Origin of the sequence: Paenibacillus glycanilyticus NBRC 16618, from assembly GCF_004000805.1 — a bacterium.
GTDB classification, from domain to species: Bacteria; Bacillota; Bacilli; order Paenibacillales; family Paenibacillaceae; genus Pristimantibacillus; species Pristimantibacillus glycanilyticus.
The window spans coordinates 1-18,386 of record NZ_BILY01000039.1 but is presented as its reverse complement, the minus strand read 5'-3'; the positions used below and the strand labels follow the sequence as shown (position 1 = coordinate 18,386).

General features: G+C 50.8%; 18 protein-coding genes. 12 read left to right on the top strand and 6 right to left on the bottom strand.

Annotation, left to right across the window (positions count from 1 at the left end; all coding sequences use genetic code 11):
• Positions 1 to 3: 3 nt before the first annotated feature.
• From PGL01S_RS24590 to PGL01S_RS24570, 5 genes are all read left to right on the top strand, one after another.
• Positions 4 to 891, top strand: coding sequence for a carbohydrate ABC transporter permease (locus PGL01S_RS24590; RefSeq protein WP_127497355.1), 888 nt, complete (start codon positions 4 to 6; stop codon positions 889 to 891).
• A gap of 47 nt (positions 892 to 938) precedes the next feature.
• Positions 939 to 1,868, top strand: coding sequence for a hypothetical protein (locus PGL01S_RS24585; protein WP_127497353.1), 930 nt, complete (start codon positions 939 to 941; stop codon positions 1,866 to 1,868).
• A gap of 276 nt (positions 1,869 to 2,144) precedes the next feature.
• Entirely contained in the window at positions 2,145 to 2,345 is a 201-nt protein-coding gene (locus PGL01S_RS24580) for a cold-shock protein (RefSeq protein ID WP_127497351.1), read from the top strand.
• Positions 2,346 to 2,420: 75 nt separating this feature from the next.
• The gene (locus PGL01S_RS24575; RefSeq protein WP_012772305.1) at positions 2,421 to 2,630 is read left to right on the top strand and encodes a cold-shock protein; all 210 of its coding nucleotides are present in this window, start codon (positions 2,421 to 2,423) and stop codon (positions 2,628 to 2,630) included.
• An 89-nt stretch (positions 2,631 to 2,719) separates the two neighbouring features.
• The gene (locus PGL01S_RS24570) at positions 2,720 to 3,220 is read left to right on the top strand and encodes a hypothetical protein (RefSeq protein ID WP_127497349.1); all 501 of its coding nucleotides are present in this window, start codon (positions 2,720 to 2,722) and stop codon (positions 3,218 to 3,220) included.
• Positions 3,221 to 3,277: 57 nt separating this feature from the next.
• On the opposite strand, the gene PGL01S_RS24565 is transcribed toward PGL01S_RS24570, so the two are convergent.
• The gene (locus tag PGL01S_RS24565; RefSeq protein WP_127497347.1) at positions 3,278 to 3,574 is read right to left on the bottom strand and encodes a hypothetical protein; all 297 of its coding nucleotides are present in this window, start codon (positions 3,572 to 3,574) and stop codon (positions 3,278 to 3,280) included.
• Positions 3,575 to 3,725: 151 nt separating this feature from the next.
• Here PGL01S_RS24565 and PGL01S_RS24560 point away from each other — a divergent pair, with 151 nt between their 5' ends.
• The gene (locus PGL01S_RS24560) at positions 3,726 to 4,547 is read left to right on the top strand and encodes a (2Fe-2S)-binding protein (protein WP_164775587.1); all 822 of its coding nucleotides are present in this window, start codon (positions 3,726 to 3,728) and stop codon (positions 4,545 to 4,547) included.
• An 80-nt stretch (positions 4,548 to 4,627) separates the two neighbouring features.
• Here PGL01S_RS24560 and PGL01S_RS24555 read toward each other — a convergent pair whose 3' ends face one another.
• Positions 4,628 to 6,067: a spore germination protein gene (locus tag PGL01S_RS24555; protein ID WP_127497340.1), complete on the bottom strand. Its 1,440-nt coding sequence runs from the start codon at positions 6,065 to 6,067 to the stop codon at positions 4,628 to 4,630.
• Positions 6,068 to 6,159: 92 nt separating this feature from the next.
• Positions 6,160 to 7,065 (bottom strand): LysR family transcriptional regulator, encoded by a 906-nt coding sequence (locus PGL01S_RS24550; RefSeq protein ID WP_127497338.1) that lies wholly within the window; start codon positions 7,063 to 7,065, stop codon positions 6,160 to 6,162.
• A gap of 148 nt (positions 7,066 to 7,213) precedes the next feature.
• Here PGL01S_RS24550 and PGL01S_RS24545 point away from each other — a divergent pair, with 148 nt between their 5' ends.
• The 3 genes from PGL01S_RS24545 to PGL01S_RS24535 all read left to right on the top strand — a co-directional run bounded on the left by PGL01S_RS24545 (position 7,214) and on the right by PGL01S_RS24535 (position 9,164).
• Positions 7,214 to 7,969, top strand: a complete 756-nt coding sequence (locus PGL01S_RS24545) for an SDR family NAD(P)-dependent oxidoreductase (protein ID WP_127497336.1) — start codon at positions 7,214 to 7,216, stop codon at positions 7,967 to 7,969.
• Between the two features lie 40 nt (positions 7,970 to 8,009).
• Positions 8,010 to 8,753 (top strand): SDR family NAD(P)-dependent oxidoreductase, encoded by a 744-nt coding sequence (locus PGL01S_RS24540; RefSeq protein ID WP_127497334.1) that lies wholly within the window; start codon positions 8,010 to 8,012, stop codon positions 8,751 to 8,753.
• Positions 8,754 to 8,885: 132 nt separating this feature from the next.
• Positions 8,886 to 9,164, top strand: a complete 279-nt coding sequence (locus tag PGL01S_RS24535) for a hypothetical protein (protein WP_127497332.1) — start codon at positions 8,886 to 8,888, stop codon at positions 9,162 to 9,164.
• 72 nt (positions 9,165 to 9,236) lie between these two features.
• Here the strand turns inward: PGL01S_RS24535 and PGL01S_RS24530 are convergent, their stop codons facing one another.
• Positions 9,237 to 10,487 (bottom strand): YibE/F family protein, encoded by a 1,251-nt coding sequence (locus tag PGL01S_RS24530; RefSeq protein ID WP_127497330.1) that lies wholly within the window; start codon positions 10,485 to 10,487, stop codon positions 9,237 to 9,239.
• Between the two features lie 159 nt (positions 10,488 to 10,646).
• Between PGL01S_RS24530 and PGL01S_RS24525 the strand changes: the two genes are divergently transcribed.
• From PGL01S_RS24525 to PGL01S_RS24515, 3 genes are all read left to right on the top strand, one after another.
• Positions 10,647 to 11,756 carry a HupE/UreJ family protein gene (locus tag PGL01S_RS24525; protein ID WP_127497328.1) on the top strand — a complete coding sequence of 370 codons (1,110 nt, stop codon included), beginning with the start codon at positions 10,647 to 10,649 and terminating at the stop codon, positions 11,754 to 11,756.
• 171 nt (positions 11,757 to 11,927) lie between these two features.
• Positions 11,928 to 14,123: a metallophosphoesterase gene (locus PGL01S_RS24520; RefSeq protein ID WP_127497326.1), complete on the top strand. Its 2,196-nt coding sequence runs from the start codon at positions 11,928 to 11,930 to the stop codon at positions 14,121 to 14,123.
• A 73-nt stretch (positions 14,124 to 14,196) separates the two neighbouring features.
• Positions 14,197 to 15,894 carry an S-layer homology domain-containing protein gene (locus PGL01S_RS24515; RefSeq protein WP_164775586.1) on the top strand — a complete coding sequence of 566 codons (1,698 nt, stop codon included), beginning with the start codon at positions 14,197 to 14,199 and terminating at the stop codon, positions 15,892 to 15,894.
• Positions 15,895 to 16,373: 479 nt separating this feature from the next.
• On the opposite strand, the gene PGL01S_RS24510 is transcribed toward PGL01S_RS24515, so the two are convergent.
• Together PGL01S_RS24510 and PGL01S_RS24505 are read right to left on the bottom strand one after the other, a co-directional pair.
• On the bottom strand, positions 16,374 to 17,489 hold the full coding sequence (locus tag PGL01S_RS24510; protein WP_127497322.1) for a PdaC/SigV domain-containing protein: 1,116 nt from the start codon (positions 17,487 to 17,489) through the stop codon (positions 16,374 to 16,376).
• Positions 17,490 to 17,580: 91 nt separating this feature from the next.
• The gene (locus PGL01S_RS24505; RefSeq protein ID WP_127497320.1) at positions 17,581 to 17,982 is read right to left on the bottom strand and encodes a VOC family protein; all 402 of its coding nucleotides are present in this window, start codon (positions 17,980 to 17,982) and stop codon (positions 17,581 to 17,583) included.
• Positions 17,983 to 18,386: the final 404 nt, after the last annotated feature.

The window sequence follows — 18,386 nt, the reverse complement described above, 5'->3', positions numbered from 1 at the left end:
GTCATGCTGACTATCAAAAAAACGAAGCAGGATTATATAACCGATACCGTCATTTATTTGATTCTGATTGTACTGGCCGTCACGACGCTGATCCCTCTGTTCAATATTCTAGCCGTGTCCTTAAGCGACAGCGCGAAGGCGACGGCTGGGCTGGTGACGGTCTATCCGCTTGGCTTCAATATGACGACGTATATGACGATTTTCAAGGATCATGCGATATTGACCGCGATTGGCGTATCGTTCAAGAGAGTGGTTCTCTCCTTAATAGTTGATATGGTTTTATGCGTTCTTGCGGCATACCCGTTATCCAGAAGCAGCAAAGCGTTTCCTTTCCGCGGCGTTTACATGTGGATTGTCGTAGGGACGATGCTGTTTGGGCCAAGCATGATCCCGATGTTTTTCACCGTGAAGGATCTGCATATGCTGGGGACGATATGGGCGCTGGTGCTGCCCGGAGCGGTCGGCCAATTCTATATCATTCTCATGATTAACTATTTCCGTTCGATTCCCCAGGAGTTGGAGGAATCGGCCAGCATCGACGGCGCCAGTCCCTGGCGCAGACTGCTGCAGATTTATCTTCCGCTCTCCATGCCCATTGTGGCGACGATTGCGCTGTTTGTTGTCGTTAACAACTGGAACGCTTATTACGACGGGCTTATTTATTCGATTAATACGGACGATTATCCGCTGCAGACGTATATTCAGCAGTTGGTCGTCAATCTGGATATGTCGATCCGCGACGTGGATCAGGTGAAAAATATGCTGGCGGTCTCGAACCGGAGCCTGACGGCGGCGAAGCTGGTCATTACGATGGTGCCGATTCTGCTGATCTATCCGTTCATGCAGAAATATTTCATCAGCGGCATCATGATCGGTTCGGTGAAGGAGTAACGAAAGATTCTCAGAGGATAAGAACTGATGGATAAGGGAGTGCTTATATGCCGAAAGTACTGGCGAAGGAACAGGTCGAACATTTTAAGGAAAAGGGCTGGGTCAAGGTTGAGCAGGCTTATCCGCGGGAAGAAGCGCTGAAGGTGCAGGATTTCTTGTGGAACGAACTGCTCGGGAGGCATGGAATCAAGCGCGATGATGCAAGTACCTGGACGCAGCCTGTCGTGCGCCTTGGCGATTACTGGGATCCGGTAACGGACGGCTGCAATACGGACCGGCTGACGGGAGCGATCGAGGACCTGCTTGGGGAAGGTCGCTGGCAGCTGGGCCAGACGAAGCATAAAGCGATGTGGGGCGGCTTCATCATCAACTTCGGACCGGAGGTTCCGGGCGGCTGGCATTATGACGGCAGTCACTTCCGTCACTATCTGGACAGCTGGGAGCAAGGACTGCTGCTGGTCTGCTTGTTCTCGGATGTGCGCAAAGGCGGTTCGGGTACGCTGGTGGCGGAAGGCTCGCATCATATCGTCGCGAAGATGCTGGAGAAGCATCCCGAGGGACTTGGCCTTGGTGAAGCGATTCGGGAATGCAACAAGCATCCTTGGCTGGCCGAGCTCGTGAAGGCACATGAGGCATCCGAGAGCATAGCCGGCGCAAGCCTGCAGGATAGGAAGGCGTATCTTGCTCCGTTTATGAACAAGGCCTACGAGGATCCTGAAGGGTATTCGCTTCGAGTCGTGGAGACGACAGGAGGACCGGGGGACATCGTGATCTGCCATCCCTTTCTGTATCACGCGCCATCCGATAATGAGCTTGGCGTCCCGCGCTTTATGTGCAATCGGGTAGCGCCAACCATGGAACGCATGCAGCTTAACCGGGATAATCCCGCAGACTATTCCGTCGTGGAGCAGATGATCCGCTCGTCGCTTGGCCTGCAGGATAGCGATGCGTGCACCTGGACGAGAGTGGATTCATAGAAGAATACTTGGAGGACGGAGGGGCGGAACGCTCCTCCGCTCACGTTCTATACAGGGCTCAGAATTGTCCGTTTAAAAGATTTTCCTAATGGGTTCCATTGGTATTAGCTATTTCCATTTGGATGTGCTATAATGAATTTATAAACGTGACCTGAATTCACATAACGTAGAGGGTTATTTTTTACAAAGGAAATAATCCTGCACGATATGTGAATTTTTTATTTTTTGAACAAAATAAGAATGTCATGTAAATCATATACAAGGTGGTAATTGAACATGGAACAAGGTACAGTGAAATGGTTTAACGCAGAGAAAGGTTTTGGCTTCATCGAAGTTGAAGGCGGCAACGACGTATTCGTACACTTCAGCGCGATCCAAGGCGAAGGCTTCAAATCCCTTGACGAAGGTCAACGCGTTGAGTTCAACATCGTACAAGGCAACCGTGGTCCTCAAGCGGAAAACGTTGTAAAACTGTAGGATTGTACGTAAAAATGCCCCGGACTTCAAGGTTTGGGGCTTTTTTCATTATTACAGATCAGAGGAAAGAGGGATATGATGTATTCTCGGAAAAAGACGGCTGAAGAACTGCCTACTGAATTAACAGTGGTATGGTCATGCTCGAGCGAGCAATGCAAGGGATGGATGAGGGATAACTTCTCATTATCCGAAGCTCCCGTATGCTTCCTATGCCAATCCCCGATGATCAAGGAAGAAAGAATGCTGGCTGTGGTAGCAAATACCAGCTTTAGCCATCAGAAATAGAAGGACGAAAGCATCTCCTCATGAGGGAGATGCTTTTTTGCTGCCAACAGTTTTCCAGCCAGGAGGGGCCGTATATGCGAGGTTTCGGCATGTCTATGTTATTTGCCAGCATCGTGCTTCTTATTCTTATTGGGGGAGTGCACAAGATTCCGTTGGATGAACAGACGTTAGCGGAGCGGGCATTAACTATGCGGGGTTATAAGCTGACCGATGACGCGGTAACGATTGACCGTTATATATTGGATAAGAGTATGCTGAAGGTTGAAGAAGGTAATTGGTCAAGGATTATGATATGGGGTACACAGAAGGTATCACCGGATGCGTACTTAGGCACAATGATAGAGGAATATCATTTTGTCGTTACGAATCATCCTCTGAAGAGATTTTCCAAGACGAATACGGCGGTTACGGTCATGCTGGCAGAAGGCAGGGTGATCGGAGGGTATGCTTTTCCTCTTCCTCTAAGCAATGGTGCGATATTTATGGGCGGTTCAAGCTATTTGGATGGATCGGATATGGAGCATATAACGGGACTTACTTACGCCGAGTGGTTAGATCAGTGGACGTTGAAATATGGAAAAGTGGACTGAACCGACAGATCATAAAGGACGGAAGGCAGCCTGAACGCCCTCCCGTCCTTTATTTTTTTACTTGGCAGCAGCCCCGCGCCCTATCCCCGCAACCATCCGCGCAAGGCCATACACCATCAAGTACCCCGTGCTGATGATAAAAGTCGGCGACCCCAGCACCGAGTGGATCTCGGTCATGTATATGGTATTGTCCATTATGGTTCGGGTGGCGGAAGTAGCGATGACGGTGGAGGCCAGGAAGATCGCGATGGCGGCGAGACCGCCCAAGACGGATTTGCCTATCTGGCTCCGGTAGCTGATCCATCCGACAAGGGCTGCTGCTATGGCCAGCCCTGCTCCGATGATAAAGATCATAAGGTTCACCTCTATCTACAGCTTTAGGCAAAAGAGCGATTCTTATGCGGTTTCTAAATTGACAGCGGTTTTGAGAATCGTTATCATATAAGAGGATTCTTTACATAGGATGAAAGAGGCAGTCTGGCGGTTCAGAAGGCCTAGGGGAATCATGAAACGGAGGTCGGAGACGTTGTTCGATTTTAGTCTCGTAAAGATGTATTATCATATTTCGCCCGAGGGGGCGGAGCATCCGATTTACGATATACCGGCAACGGGCTTTTTTGATCCGGCTACTCTGCAGGAGGCGCTTAAGCGGAGCGGTGAGACGGTGCAGGCAATCTCGAACGCGCTGCCGGCATCGTTCATCGGAACTTCCCTGTGCAAAGTAAGCATCGTGCAGCTGTTGTTCGCTTCGATGTACAATCAGTTACTCGATATGTATCCGGATAATATCAACTACCAGGTGGAGATGCATGACGATCATGCCCATCTGGGCTATAAAATAAAAGAGCTCCGCTCCATTCCGGTGCCAACGGAGCCCGAAGAGCGTAAAGCCTTCCTGCTTCAACACTGGGCGGAGTATTTCACGAATTTCGTTACGCCTGCGATTGAAGCGATAGCCGAAGCCGGCGACTTGAAGCCGGATGCGATCTGGCAGCAGTTCAGCGGTCAGCTCAAGATGACGCAGGATTTCGTTGCGGCTCACATGCAGATGCCGCAGCTCACGGAGCAATTCCTGGCGGATAGCAAGCTGCTTGCGGAATTCCTTGATCCCGCCTTGTTCAACCGCAGACGCAATCCGTATTATCTCGCGAACCCGCGCTACGTGGAGAACCCGTACAATACGGAGGAGAAATGGCTTATTCCTTCCTCCTGCTGCATGTACGACCGTCGAGAGAACGGTACCAAATGCTACACATGCCCGCGTATGACCCATGACGAGCGTGAAGCGAGAAAATGCGAAATTCTCGCGGAAGCCGCCGTGCACTAATACTTGCTTTCTACATAAAAAGAGTATCTCCAGGCCGGGTTAACCGGAAGGAGATACTCTTTTTACGTTCATCCGTTGTTTCATCCATTATCTTCGCGTAGATAGGAATGCTCGCTATTGAGCAGCTTCTTCAGGTCCCCACGGATGATCGTATCCTTTAATTCCCTTGGCTTGAAAGGAATGAGCGGCGATAAATAAGGAACGCCGGCACTCTTGAGCTGCGCCATGTAGATAATAACCAATGTAGTTCCCACTATAATCCCCGTGAAATCCAGGAAAGCTCCTAAGAATAGAAATACGAATCTCAGGGTTGAAATGGCGGCGACTAACTTATTCAAGACGAGAAAGGTTAACATGAAGGTGACCGCAACGCTGACCAAGGCGAAAGGGTGGGTCAATTTGACTTTAACCAAGGAATCTCCAATCGTAATGGTACCCACTAATGAAATCAGGATGACTAAGCTTTGCGGAAGGCGGAAGGCAATATCGATCATGGTTCTAAAAATAAAGACGAGCAGGACCATCTCGAAAAACGGGTTGAGCAGTACCCCTTTCGGAATGAGGACCTTTGCGAAGGCCTCCGGAAGCTCGCTTTGATGGAAATTGCATAACGCAACAAAAATGGCAGGTATATAAATCGATAACAAAAAGCCTATAAACCTTGTGATTCTGTTTATTAACCTGCCGTAACGCGTATAGTACTCATCCGGCGTTTGGATGTTGTCCGTAAATAAGGCCGGAACTATAATTGCCCGTGGCGTTCCATCCACAATCACCGCAACCCTGCCCTCGTACAAGCTCGAAGCGATGCTATCCGGCCTTTCGGAAGTCTGGCTTAGAGGGAATATGCTCTTGCTGAATTCAAGCGCCTCTTCAACGATTCGGGATTCGGTGACGTACTTTACTTTAATGGCATGGAGCCGATTCTGGACGAATTGCAAAACCTGCTTATCGACAACTCCGTTAAGGAACAGAATGGACACGTTAGTCTTGGCCAGGATTCCGACTTGTTGGGTATCTACACTGAAATCAGGGGTCTTTATCATCCCCCGCAGCAAGTTGATGTTCGTGGAGGCTTTTTCCGTCAGACCGATAATGGGCCCGCGCGGAGCTCGCTCCGAAATCGGCTTTTCCAGGCTTCGTTCTTTCCACTCCGCGATGTCGATCAGAATGGCTTTTGCATAACCTTCAAAGAGCAGAACGGCTTTGCCTTCGACAAGTCCGCTTGACAGCTCCTGGAACTCGTAGACGGTCGATGTTTCGGGAGCTTCTATTACTTGAGTGGCGACGTAGTCTATAAGCTCCCGTTCAACCATCGTCATGTGCAGCACGGGGCGGATAACCGATTCCTGCAGCCGCTTGCTATCGATTAACCCATCTATGTAGACAATAGAAGCTTTTAAATGAGCAGCTTGAATGTCCCTGATCTTCAAATCGGTTGTATGATGGAAGCGTTGTTTGATGATCGCAAGGTTTTGGTCCAATTGCTTCTGCAGCGTTTTCGGCTCGGTGTCGGTCATGATGCAGCTCCTTTAAGCGTCAACCTGTATAGGTACAGGTTGGAGCAAACAGAACCTTATTATACGCTTCGAACTGCGAACGCCGGATCAAATCAATTCGGCATCGGGAACTGCATTTGCAGCCGGTGAATAAAGGTTTTGATAATCTTGGAATTGGACTTGCTCTTCGATTGCATCCAGCCAAGCGGGACGGGCGGTGCGGTAGGCAGATCAATGTCCAGTATTTTGTAGGTCGGGTAGTTCTGGTAATTGCCGTAGTTGAAGGAATAGTTTAAACCGAGCGTAATGGCGAGCTCATCGTCGAGAGCCTGACGGATGGCCTCCAGATTATTGGTCGTGAACAGCAGGTTGGTTGCGCCGTAATGCTCGTTCAGGTGCTTGATGTACCAATCGATATAGTCCTCATTGTAGAGGGCAAGCGGATAACGCAGCAGATCTTCTGCCTTTACACGTTCGCGCAAGGCGAGCGGGCTATTCTTATTGACGCAGCAAGTCATGCTGACGTCCATTACTTTCGTGAATTTGAGTCCTTCGACGCTAGGCTCGAGATCTTTGTAGAGGACGAGCAGGCCAAGGTCGATTTTATTCTGGTGAATGCTAGTGATCATCTCCTGGGAGTGGGTCTCCGAAATCTCGATCCGGATATTCGGAAAATCCTTCTTAAACGCCGCTATCGTCTTCACCAGCAGAGACATCGGTCCCGGAATGGTGGCAATGCGCAGCTCGCCGCTGATCGTATTGGTGAAGCTTTGCGCCTCTTCGCGCAGCTCCCGTACTTTTTCGATAATTTCGCTAACCTTCTCGATAAGGATGGTTCCTTCTGCCGTAGGGAAGGTCCCGTGCCTGGAGCGGGTGAACAGCTTTACGCCAAGCTCGGTCTCCAGATGCGTAATGGATTGGCTGATCGCGGGCAGCGTGACATGCAGGTTGTTGGAAGCGGCCGAGATCGACTTCACCTTGGCGACTTCCAGGATATATTCAAGCTGATCAATATTCATGGCAGATGATCGTTCCTTTATTTTTATTTAACATCCCGTAAATTTAACTAAATTTATTATTACACTAAACCGTCCTATACTTGAATGGTAAGTTCATTCTTTATTCGTTACGAGTTACACAACATAGAGACAAGGATGGTGCTTGGTTATGCGTCTGGAAGGCAAAGTAGCGATGATTACAGGTGCGGGTACCGGGATTGGGAAGTCGACGGCGCTTCGTTTTGCGAAAGAGGGAGCGAAGGTTGTCGTTACGGATATTAATGAAGCAAGCGTGAAGCAGACGGCGGACGAGGTGAAAAAGCTGGGCGGCGAAGCGTTAGCGATTCGCCACGACGTTGGCAGCGAGGACAACTGGATTCAGGTTGTTGACGAGGCGATTAAAGCGTTCGGAACAATCGACGTGTTGTTCAATAACGCCGGTATTTACGTAATCAAGCCGCTGTTTGACACAACGGTGGAGGATTGGAACCGTCTGATGAATATCAATGTGACCAGCGTCTTCCTCGGCATGAAGCATGTCATTCCGGTGATGCTGAAGCAGCAGCGCGGTTCGGTCATCAATGCATCTTCCATCGCGGGTATTGGCGGTTCGCCGAACCACGTGCTGTATGGCGCCAGCAAAGGCGCGGTGCGGACAATGACGAAGGATGTAGCGATGGAATTTGCCACGCAGGGCATACGGGTCAACTCGATTCATCCGGGGTACATTAATACGGCCATGGTTGATTATGCAGCGGCAACAACGCATCGCGACAAGGAAGCGCTTGGACAGGCTGTTTCGCCGATTGGCCGGGTAGGCAACGTGGATGAGGTTTCGAATCTCGTCTTGTTCCTGGCTTCGGACGAATCGTCTTACATGACCGGCACTGAGATGGTAATCGACGGCGGCGCGATGGCTAGATAAGCAATCATTTATTATTCTTCGAATAAGAGGTGGCATAACGATGCGTTTTGAAAACAAAGTAGCAATCGTAACCGGCGGAGCAAGCGGTATTGGGGAAGCGACAGTCCGTGCATTCGCGGCTGAAGGAGCGAAGGTTGTAATCGCGGATTTTTCGGACCATGGGGCAGCGGTAGCCGAAGAGCTGAACAAGCAGGGCTATGATACCCTGTTCGTAAAAACAAACGTAGCCGAAGAAGCAAGCGTCAAGGCGATGGTGGCCGCAACGGTGAAAAAATACGGCAAGCTGGATATCTTGTTCGCGAATGCGGGGATTGGCGCGCAAGGCGTTACTCATGAGCTGTCCATGAAGGACTGGCAGCGCATGATCGACATCAATCTGACTGGCGTATTCCTGTGTGATAAATACGCAATTGACCAGATGCTGAAGCAGGGCACTGGCGGAGCGGTCGTGAACTGCGGCTCGATTCACAGCCACGTGGCCCGCAACACCATTCCGGCTTATTCGGCGGCTAAAGGCGGCGTGAAGCTGTTAACGCAAAGCACCGCGATTGCTTATGCGCAGCAGAACATCCGCGTGAACGCGGTTTGCCCGGGCTATATCGATACGCCGCTTATCCAAGGCAGCAGCGAAGAAGCCCGCCAATATCTGATTAATCTGCATCCTATGGGCCGTCTCGGCAAGCCGGAGGAGATTGCCAAGTCCGTTCTCTTCCTCGCAAGCGAGGATGCATCCTTCATTACGGGTACGACACTTACCGTAGACGGCGGTTATACGGCGCAATAATAGGCTGTACACCGGTAGACCGAACCCCTTATCCAGACGGATAAGGGGTTTTTCTAATAGGCGGTTTTTGAATCTGACTCCCGGGATGGTACAATAGTCCAAGAATTTGAAATTCGAGGAGTTGTTTTAACAATGAGCGAACTGAACGAAAAAGAACTGGTGAACTATCTGGCAGAGAAAACCAAAGTTCCGGCTGAAACGATCAGCCTGGTGCTGAAGCATGAGCAGGCTTTTATCGATAAGGCGCAAAGCTCGGCGAAAGGCCAAGTGATTGATATCGACAGCGACGAGCTGGTCGATTACGTGCTGAAACAGCGCGATGTGAAGCTGGACGAAGTGACGGTCGAGAAGATTCTCGATATAGAGATGGATTATCTCGTCGAGAACGGCTACGCGGAGCATGAAGACTAATCGGATGTACATAACCGTAATGAAGAAGGCCATCTGTCCATTTGGGCAGATGGCCTTTCTATTATCGGCTTATTATTGCGATACCGCGGCTTTCTCGCTGTCTACCGGAACCGGGCGGGCTTGCTTGATCTCTACGGTGGAAGCGGCCTTGCGAGCCATCATCCGGTCGTAATAAGGCATCAGCCTGGAAGAGACGAAGGCCACGATTGGCGCGGTGAGAATCACGCCGATACTGCCGGTCATGCCTTGCAGCACTTCAATGGTGACAAGGTTCATATTGACGAGCTGGTCATAAGGCACCTTGTACGCATACAGGACAAGCAGGGACATCAACGAGGAGCCGGTGAAGGCGAGAATCAAGGTGGTTGCCATCGTCCCCATCATATCGCGGCCTACGTTCATGCCGGCAAGGAACAAGGCGCGTGGCCCAAGCTCGCGATTCGTTGTGTAAACCTCATGGACGGCCGATGCGATGGAGATGCCTAAATCCATAATGGCTCCAAGCGCGGCTATAATGACCCCGGCGAATAGAAGGCCTTCGACCTTCATGCCGGTATTGTCGGCGATAATGAGGAGCGTCTCGGAATCATTGGTATTAAAGCCGGAAATGTGAAGCAGATGACCCGCCAAGACCGCTACGCCGCCAGCCAGAATAACGCCAATCATCGTGCCGATGATGGCCGACAGCGACTTGGAGCTCCAGCCGTCGAGCAGCAGCAAGGTGGCGATTATCGTCGTCGTAACGACGATAATCGCTGCGAGCATCGGCGAGTAGCCCCGATACAGCATCGGCAGGAAGAGGAAGACGATGCTGCTGAAGGTAAAGAGGAGGGCAACGGCCGATTTCAGCCCTTTTTTTCCCCCGATTGCCCATAGAATAGCCAGGAAAATCGCGATCATGCCATAGAGATACGGCGCGCGGTAATAGTTGTAGATCGTCACATTGATATGGGAAGCATCAGCCGTTGCAATGTTCACGACAAGCTTCGTACCCACCTTTGCATGGACGTTAAACATCGTGCTGAGGTAGTTGGTAACGGGCATGACTTCGCCTTTATGTTCACCGGACAAGATTTTGAGCTTCAGCTCCTGCGTTCCCCGGTACAGTCCTTCGATATTGGGATCCTTCTCAAGCTGTTCTTTCGTGATCTCCACGACCCGTGCTTTCTCGTAACGTTCATAACCGCTACCTAGCTGCTCGTTAAACGTGAATTCATTCATCCGGTTGAACTGGTATACCGAGGCTGCGAATATGATCAGCAATGCGATAAATACGCCTGTCCGAAATCTGGGCTGCGCCATTTTGCTCCAAAATACGTTCACTGAAGATTCCCTCCGTGTCCTTCGATCTTGTCCCCATCATAATAATGAATTGTTAATTAGGGATTAATTTACAATTTATTAAAGGAATAAACCAATTCCATTAACAATTCACCTATACGATAGGACAAGAGTAGACATGAACTGGAGGTTATTTCGACTATGAACCGTAAGAGGATCCGCCGGCTGCTTGCGGCAAGCATGCTGGGTCTGTTCCTGCTCGTTGCCGGATTAGGCGGGGGGAAGGCTGCATTCGCGCATAGCGGCAACAGTGTCGCGTATTCCGATATTGGGCTGAAGGATGGCTCGATTGCTTATGATCTTCGGATCGATATGTACGATCTTCGCCTTGCCGTCGCTCCGAACGACCCGGATGTAGGCGACTTTTCGCCGGAAGTGCTGCAGAAGTTCGTTACCGAGCATAAGGACGACGTGGCAGCTTACCTTTTGGACAAAATCCATTTGTATGCGGACAGCCTGCCGCTGGAAGGTTCCTTGCTGACGCTGGAAGCAACGGTAGCTAGGGATCAGCCGTATGCGGAAGCGATCCTTCGCTTCGACCTTTCGGGCAAGCCGGAGCATTTCGTACTCGACTACCAGCCGATCTACGATGACGTGGATCAATGGCACATGAACTACGTGACGCTGGACCTTAAGCAGGACGGCAGCGATAAGCAAAGCTATGTCTTAAACTTCGACAAACGGGAAGTGGAGCTGGGGAAAATCAGTCTGCTCCGCGCGGTGAAGCAGTTCTTCATTCTTGGCATCGAGCATCTGATTACGGGTTATGACCATATTTTGTTCGTGCTTAGCCTCTTGATCGGCGCGCGTTCGATGAAGCAGATTCTTGGCGTCGTGACGGCATTTACCGCAGCCCATACGGTAACGCTCCTGCTGGCCGGCTTTGGCGTTATTCATCTGCCGGGCAAGCTGGTCGAGTCGGTGATCGCGCTGAGTATCATCTATGTGGCCTTGAACAGCATTCTGAACAAAAACGCGAGCAAGCATAATCTGTTCCTGGCCTTCGGCTTTGGTCTGATTCATGGGTGCGGCTTTGCGGCTACGCTGTCGGAGATGAGGCTGGACGGGGGGCAAATGGCGGCATCGCTGCTGACGTTTAACGTGGGCATCGAGTTCGGTCAGCTGATGATTGTCTTGCTGCTATATCCGGTTATTCATTATGCCCGCCGGATTCGTTGGACCATGCCGGCCATGTCGGCGACGATTTCGGTGTTTGGTCTGATCTGGCTGATTCAGCGTGCGTTTTTATAGGACGGAATTGCGATGCTTAGTGTATAGATTTCATGAAGGTACGACAGGATTTTACAAATACTTCACCATGAGGATAACATTGCCAAAACATTTAACCACTAAGGTTTTTATGATGCCTGGGATAGACAAGCCTCACAGGTCAAGGCAATCAAAAAGTGGGAGGGTATTACATTGTTTAACGTTTTGAAGCAACAAAAAGGCGTGCGCAAAGGACTGTACTCCGTACTGGTCGCTTCTGTACTCGCCACGTCACTGACGGCAACGCTCGTTAACGCGGCGGATGAGCCGGGCACAGGTGTCAGCGCGCAAGCGGTTGATCCGTACACGGTGAGCAACATTCTGCTTAACCCCGGCGCGGACGAATCGCAGGTCAACCTGACTTGGTATTCGGCAGCAACGCAGCCGCTAGGCACGGTTGTTCAGATCGCGAAAAAAGCGGATGTGGTTGACGGCGTATTTCCTGCCGCAACGGCTGCTTCGTTTAACGGTACATCCTCGGCTGCGGTGACTGGCTTTTTCTCCAACAAAGCTACGATCACGGGACTTCAGGAATCAACCGATTATGTATACCGCGTAGGTGACGGTCTGGACGAGCATTGGAGCACGGCATATGACTTCAGCACGAAAGACTCCCATGATTTCAGCGTCATGTTCGTAGGCGACCCTCAGATCGGCGCTAGCGGCAACGCAACGACGGATGCAGCAGGCTGGGCGAACACGCTGACGAAAGCGACTCAAATGTTCCCGGACATGAGCTATATTATGTCGGCCGGTGACCAAGTCAACACCGCTTCCAGCGAATCCGAGTACAGCGGCTTCCTGAGCCCGGCTCAGCTTCACAATCTGCCGGTTGCAACCGTTGTCGGCAACCATGACGGCGCGGTAAACTACAAGTACCACTACAACCAGCCGAATGAGTCGGCTCAATACGGTACGACCGTTGCCGGCGGCGACTACTACTATACGTACGGCGAGACTTTGTTTATGGTATTAAATACAAACTCCGCTAATAGCGCGGAGCACGAGACATTTATGAAAAACGCGATTGAAGCGAATCCGGATGCAAGATGGAAAATCGTCACGTTCCACCACTCCATCTACAGCCCGGCCAACCATTCTACGGATGCATCGATTCTTAACCTTCGCCAAGTTCTGTTCCCGGTATTCGATAAGCTGGACATCGACCTTGTCTTTATGGGCCATGACCATTCCTACGTGAAGACGTACCAAATGGAAGGCGACCAGGCGATCAAAGGCCAAGCGATGGACAACGGCGTTTTCGTTAACCCGAAAGGGATCATGTACCTGACTGCGAACTCCGCTTCCGGTAGTAAGTACTACGATCTGAAAACAACGCTGAACGACTACTACTCCGATGTGAAGAGCCAGCTGAAGGTTCCAACCTTCTCGATGATCAACATCGACCATAACTCGATTTCCGTAGATACTTACCGCACGGACACCATGGCTAAAGTGGACACTTACACGATGGTTCACACGGACATGTCGGGTCTTGAAGTAACAACGCCTCCAACGAAAAAGAGCTACGGGGTAGGCGAGCTTCTGGACACAACGGGCCTGACGGTCAGCAAAATCAACCTTGACGGCTCCAAAACCGCATTGCCGCTTGACCAAGTAACGATCACCGGCTTTGATTCCGCAACAAAAGGCACGAAGCATGTCACGGTTACTTATACGGTTGCCGGCGTTCCTTACACAGGTACATTTGACGTGGTAGTCGGAACGATGGTGAAGATTCACGCGAAGCAGGATACGATTATAAAGGAGGAAAGTCCGGGGGCAGAGTTCTATCTGGCTCTTGGCAAATCCGACAAGGTCAATGTGCTTGATGTAACGTTCAAGTTTGATGCGTCGAAGTTTACGTTTGATCCGGCGACAGGGGCAGAGCTTCTGGACAAAACAAACGGCTTCCTGCAGGCCAATGAAGTCGAGCCGGGCACGGTACGCGTGATCGCGGGCTTCCAAGAGCATCCGATTACGCTCACCGAGTTCACGGATCTGATCAAGCTGACGTTCAAACCGGTTAATCCGGATGTAGACAACGTTCAAGCGGATGTTCAGCTTGATAAAGTTGTCGTGAACACCAGCTCGGAGAATACCGATCTGGGCGCTATTTTCGATAAATTGCCATCCTCCATCCTAATCCGTTCCTACAAAGATATTACGGACCTGTACAAGGACGGTACGCTGACTTCAGCCGACTTGTCGGTCGCAATCGATCATTACCGCGCAAGCTCGACTGACGCTGACTGGGCAACATCGAAGCTGGCGGACGTGAACTTCGACGGCAAGGTCGACTTGACGGACTTCACGATTATTATCCTTCATATTTTCCAAGGCAAGTAAGCACTTATTAGCAGCAGGAAAAGGCGCCTCGCCGCCTTTTCCTGTATTTTAAACCCATGAGGAGTTCATGATGATGAAAAAGAAATTGTTAGCAGGTCTGCTGTTTATCTGCTTCCTGGTTCTCCCGTTTAACGCCTTGGCTTTTGCGGCCGATTCTTCTACGGTTCAATTCTCGAAGCAAGCGATCGAAGTCGACAAGAATGCCTCCTCCTTCTCGGTTGATCTCGTTCTCAATTCGCAGACTCCATTTAGCAGCGCGGAGTTTGGTATCAAGACGGACAGCCATGTACAGTTAAAATCGGTAACTTATTCGCAAGCAATCGGCAGTGCCTCGCAAGTATCCATGAAAGAAAAGAACGGCATCAGCTATTTTGGATTTTTTGATACATCGAACCATTTTTCGGGAAGCTTTACGGCTTGTACGCTTACCTTTACTTACACGGACAGCGCGGCTGCCGTTGTTACCTTGGCAGAGACATCTCTGACGAGATTGACCGGAACGGGCGGGGCCACCAGCGAGAGCCTCACTCCTAATCAAACGTTGCAAATTACGCGTTCAGCTTCGAATACACCGGGCGGGGGGACACCTGATCCGGGCAATGGCGGAAATACGGGCACAGGCAATACGGGTGGATCGGATTCCAACGTTTACACGCATGTGATCGACAATACGAAAGCTCTGGAAGCCCTGGAGCATGCGGCTCTGAACAGCCAAAATATTAAAATCGTTTCCTTCGAAGTGAAGAGCACGGATGTAGGCGGCGCGAAGGAAATTGCGTTCCAGCTGCCATACTCTCTGTTCAACGCCGACGAGAAACGCCAGGTTGAGATCAATACGCCGTTTGGTACGGTTACCATTCCGGATCATGTCATCCCGGCCGGCCAGCTTGGCTCTGCTCAAAGCTTGACGCTACGCGTAAAACAGGTCGATCCGGCAACGCTGCCGGCTTCCGCCCAACAGCAAGCAGGCAGCCGCCCGGTGCTGGAGCTGCATTTTGAACTGAATGGCAAAGCGATTGAATGGAAGAACGAGCAGGCGCCTGTTCAGGTCGTGCTTCCGTTCACGTTGTCTCCGACGGAGAAAGTAAACGCGGATCTGATTGTTGCCGCTTATGTCGACGGCAACGGCAAGCTGCAGATTGTGCCGACAGGACGCTTCCACGCGGAAAACGGTGAAATGAGCTTCTCCACCACGCATTTCAGCTTGTATACGATTGTGAACGGCAGCAAAGCCTTCAAGGACACAACGTCATCGTGGGCGCGTCAGGACATTGAAGCGCTGGCGATCCGCGGCATTATTAACGGCACAACCGCCGATACGTTCTCGCCAAACGCTAATATTACGAGAGCGGATTTCACGAAGCTGCTGGTAGGCGTACTGGCCAAGCATGCGGAGTCGACGGGCATGGGCTTCAAGGACGTCACGTCCAAGGCTTATTACTATGAAGCGGTTATGGCTGCTCAAGCGCTTGGTCTCGCAAGCGGCTCGGGTGACGGCAAGTTTAATCCGGGGGCGTCGATCTCCCGCCAGGATATGATGGTGCTGCTCGACCGTGCCTTTGCGGCAGCCGGTCATCCGCTGAAGGAGACGGCAGCGCTATCCGGCTACAAGGATGCCGCCAAGGTAGCGGCTTACGCGAAGCCAAGCGTAGAGAAGCTGATTGCTTCGGGCATCATTAACGGCAGCAACGGTTACCTGACTCCTCAGAACAACTTAACCCGCGCCGAGGCGGCTAAGGTTCTTCATTCGTTGTATAACGAGCTTTATTAGACTCAAACCACCCTTGATGAAAGTCAGGGGTGGTTTGTCGTCAAGACGCAAAGATATTTCGGATGTGGTTCACGGTGTCGTCAAGATGCAAAGACATTGTGGATGTCGTCCACGTTGTCTTTTGTCGTCAAGACGCAAACCGTCCCCTTGATGAAAGTCAGGGGTGGTTTGTTGTTATCCAGCTAATCGCGGCCACGCTACAGTGGATTTCCTCCAGCATAACGGGCAGCTTTTGGCTGGTTACTTGATCTACGCTGGATGGACTCCATTATAATTGACCATTTTTGAACGATAGTGGCTCATTCCGGGGCTATTTGTTGGAGTGAATCCAACGTAGCGTAAATTGTGCGCCTTTCAGTCCGATTTCACTGTAGAGAATCCAATGTAAGTACGCTAAGAAGCAAAGCAAAGGGCTGTCTCATGAGACAGCCCTTTGCTTGTTGGAGCATCGTAGATCAGCTCCGCGATATCGGTACAAACTACCCTTTGATCGTTACCGAATTATCGGTCGTATTGTTCTTCATCTCGAGGTGAAGAATTTTGCTGAAAAATTCATCCGGCACATAGAGCGAGCCTTTTATGAGTTTAGGCGCGGCAAACAGCTGAACCGGAGCCATTTTATTAATGGTGTAGCTGTTTTTGCCTACGGTTACGGATGTCCATTGCGCATCGCGGGAAATTTCCGCGCTTTGCGTTTTGTTGCTCCATTTTACCTTGTAGCCCAGCGCTTCCGCGGCTTTACGAAGCGGGATGTAATGAGCGCCGTTCGGGCCGGCCGTCAGATCCTTGGTGGACAAGGTTAAAGTTGGGCCAACTGAGGTGGTGGCATCAACTGGAATGTTGATGATCCCGCCGGCATAAGGCGCAATCTCGTATTGCTGGAACACCAGATTCACGGTACCTTTGCTGTCTACGAAGTAGGTATGATCGGCACCGATTTTGAATGTTGTCATAGCGTCCGGGAAGAAGTTATCCGGATTTTTGCTGATGGCGTAACGCACCGCGCTGCTCGCTGCAGCAAAGCCGCCGTCGCCAAGCGCCTGCTCAAGCGTCAGCTCGGCAGCCTGCTGGCTGTTTACGATATTGTAGCCTTCTACGGCAGTGCCGCCGTGAGCGCCGCCGGTGTACTCATAGGTGGACACGGTGAAGGAGACAATCCCCTTCGCGGCCGTGCTGCCGTCGGCTTTCAGCTCGTAGGTTACATTAAGTTCGTAAGCGCGGAACGGATAATCGTTCTCCTGCGCGGACTTTTTGTCATCTGCTGCGAGAGCTTTCAGCTTGTCGATTTCCTTCGTCGCTTTTTCCTCGATGCTGGCGTTTAATTTATCTTGATAAGAAGTATCGAGCATACCGCTGATGACGGGAACGGAGATTTTTACGGTAAGCAGATCGGAGGATTCCTCAATCACTTTCGTTGTTACTTTAACGGCTTGCGTATCGGGAAGCACCGCGCTGATTGGCACTGCTGTAATGGGTTCTGCAGTCACGGCAACGGGTACGGCGGTGGATTCAGCTGCCATAGCCAGCGCGGGAGTAAAGGCAAGCAGGCAGGAGCCGGCAACGGCAATGGTAAGCATTTTAAAAGGTTTTTTCATGATGGGTGGCCTCCTAGTTATCAATTCGGAAATTGAAGTCACCAAGTAGACGGTTAAGGGTATCGAAAAGTTTCATTGCTAAACTAAATTTTTATTCCGGCCGGCCGGAGACTCCTCCTCCGAAAGCGATCCGGTATCCATCGGCGTCTTTAATGGTAAATTCGCTCCAATGCTCCGAGTAGTTAGGGCCGTTAACAAACTCAACAGCTTTAGCCAGGCACTCTTCCGCGAGCAAGTCCACGGCATCCGTGTAAGCAAAAGCATCGAAATATAAGCCGCCTTGCACAGCGGAATTTGGCCGCACGTCATCCTTGTTTACGGCAGGGTGCAGAATAAAGGTTATATTTTCTCTTGTTACATGGACATGTCCGCCAATCTCTTCATAGGTAAACCCGAGATTGAGGTAGAACGATGAGGCCTCTTGTATATCTTTAACCAGCAAAACGATAGATGAACCCGTTATCTTGGCTTTTGCTGCTGTTAACTCGCTCATTTTACCCTCTCCAAACGTATGGAATATAAATCCAATTCTTAATCAAATCATACAATGTGGCCCAAGTTGGAGCAATATAAGAAATGGACTGGCCGGTTAGTCGGACGAATGGATAGGTTAGTGGGAATTCCGTTTCGTCTACGTTGCACGGAATGCAGGATAATTAGCCTCGAAGGGTCATTGCTAGGATGTACGCTGCACGGAATGCAGGATAATCGGCCGAATTGGTTCAAAAAGCCCTCGAGGAGGGCCAATATACTGCATTCTATACAGCATAACTTGAGCAGGTAGCGCGAAAGCGGCGATTATCCTGCATTAAATGCAATCTGGCCTTGGCAGATTGAACGGCTGAAGAGCGGCAGGGCCGGAGCGGAGTAAAAGGCATGCTCGCTGAGAAGCGCAGT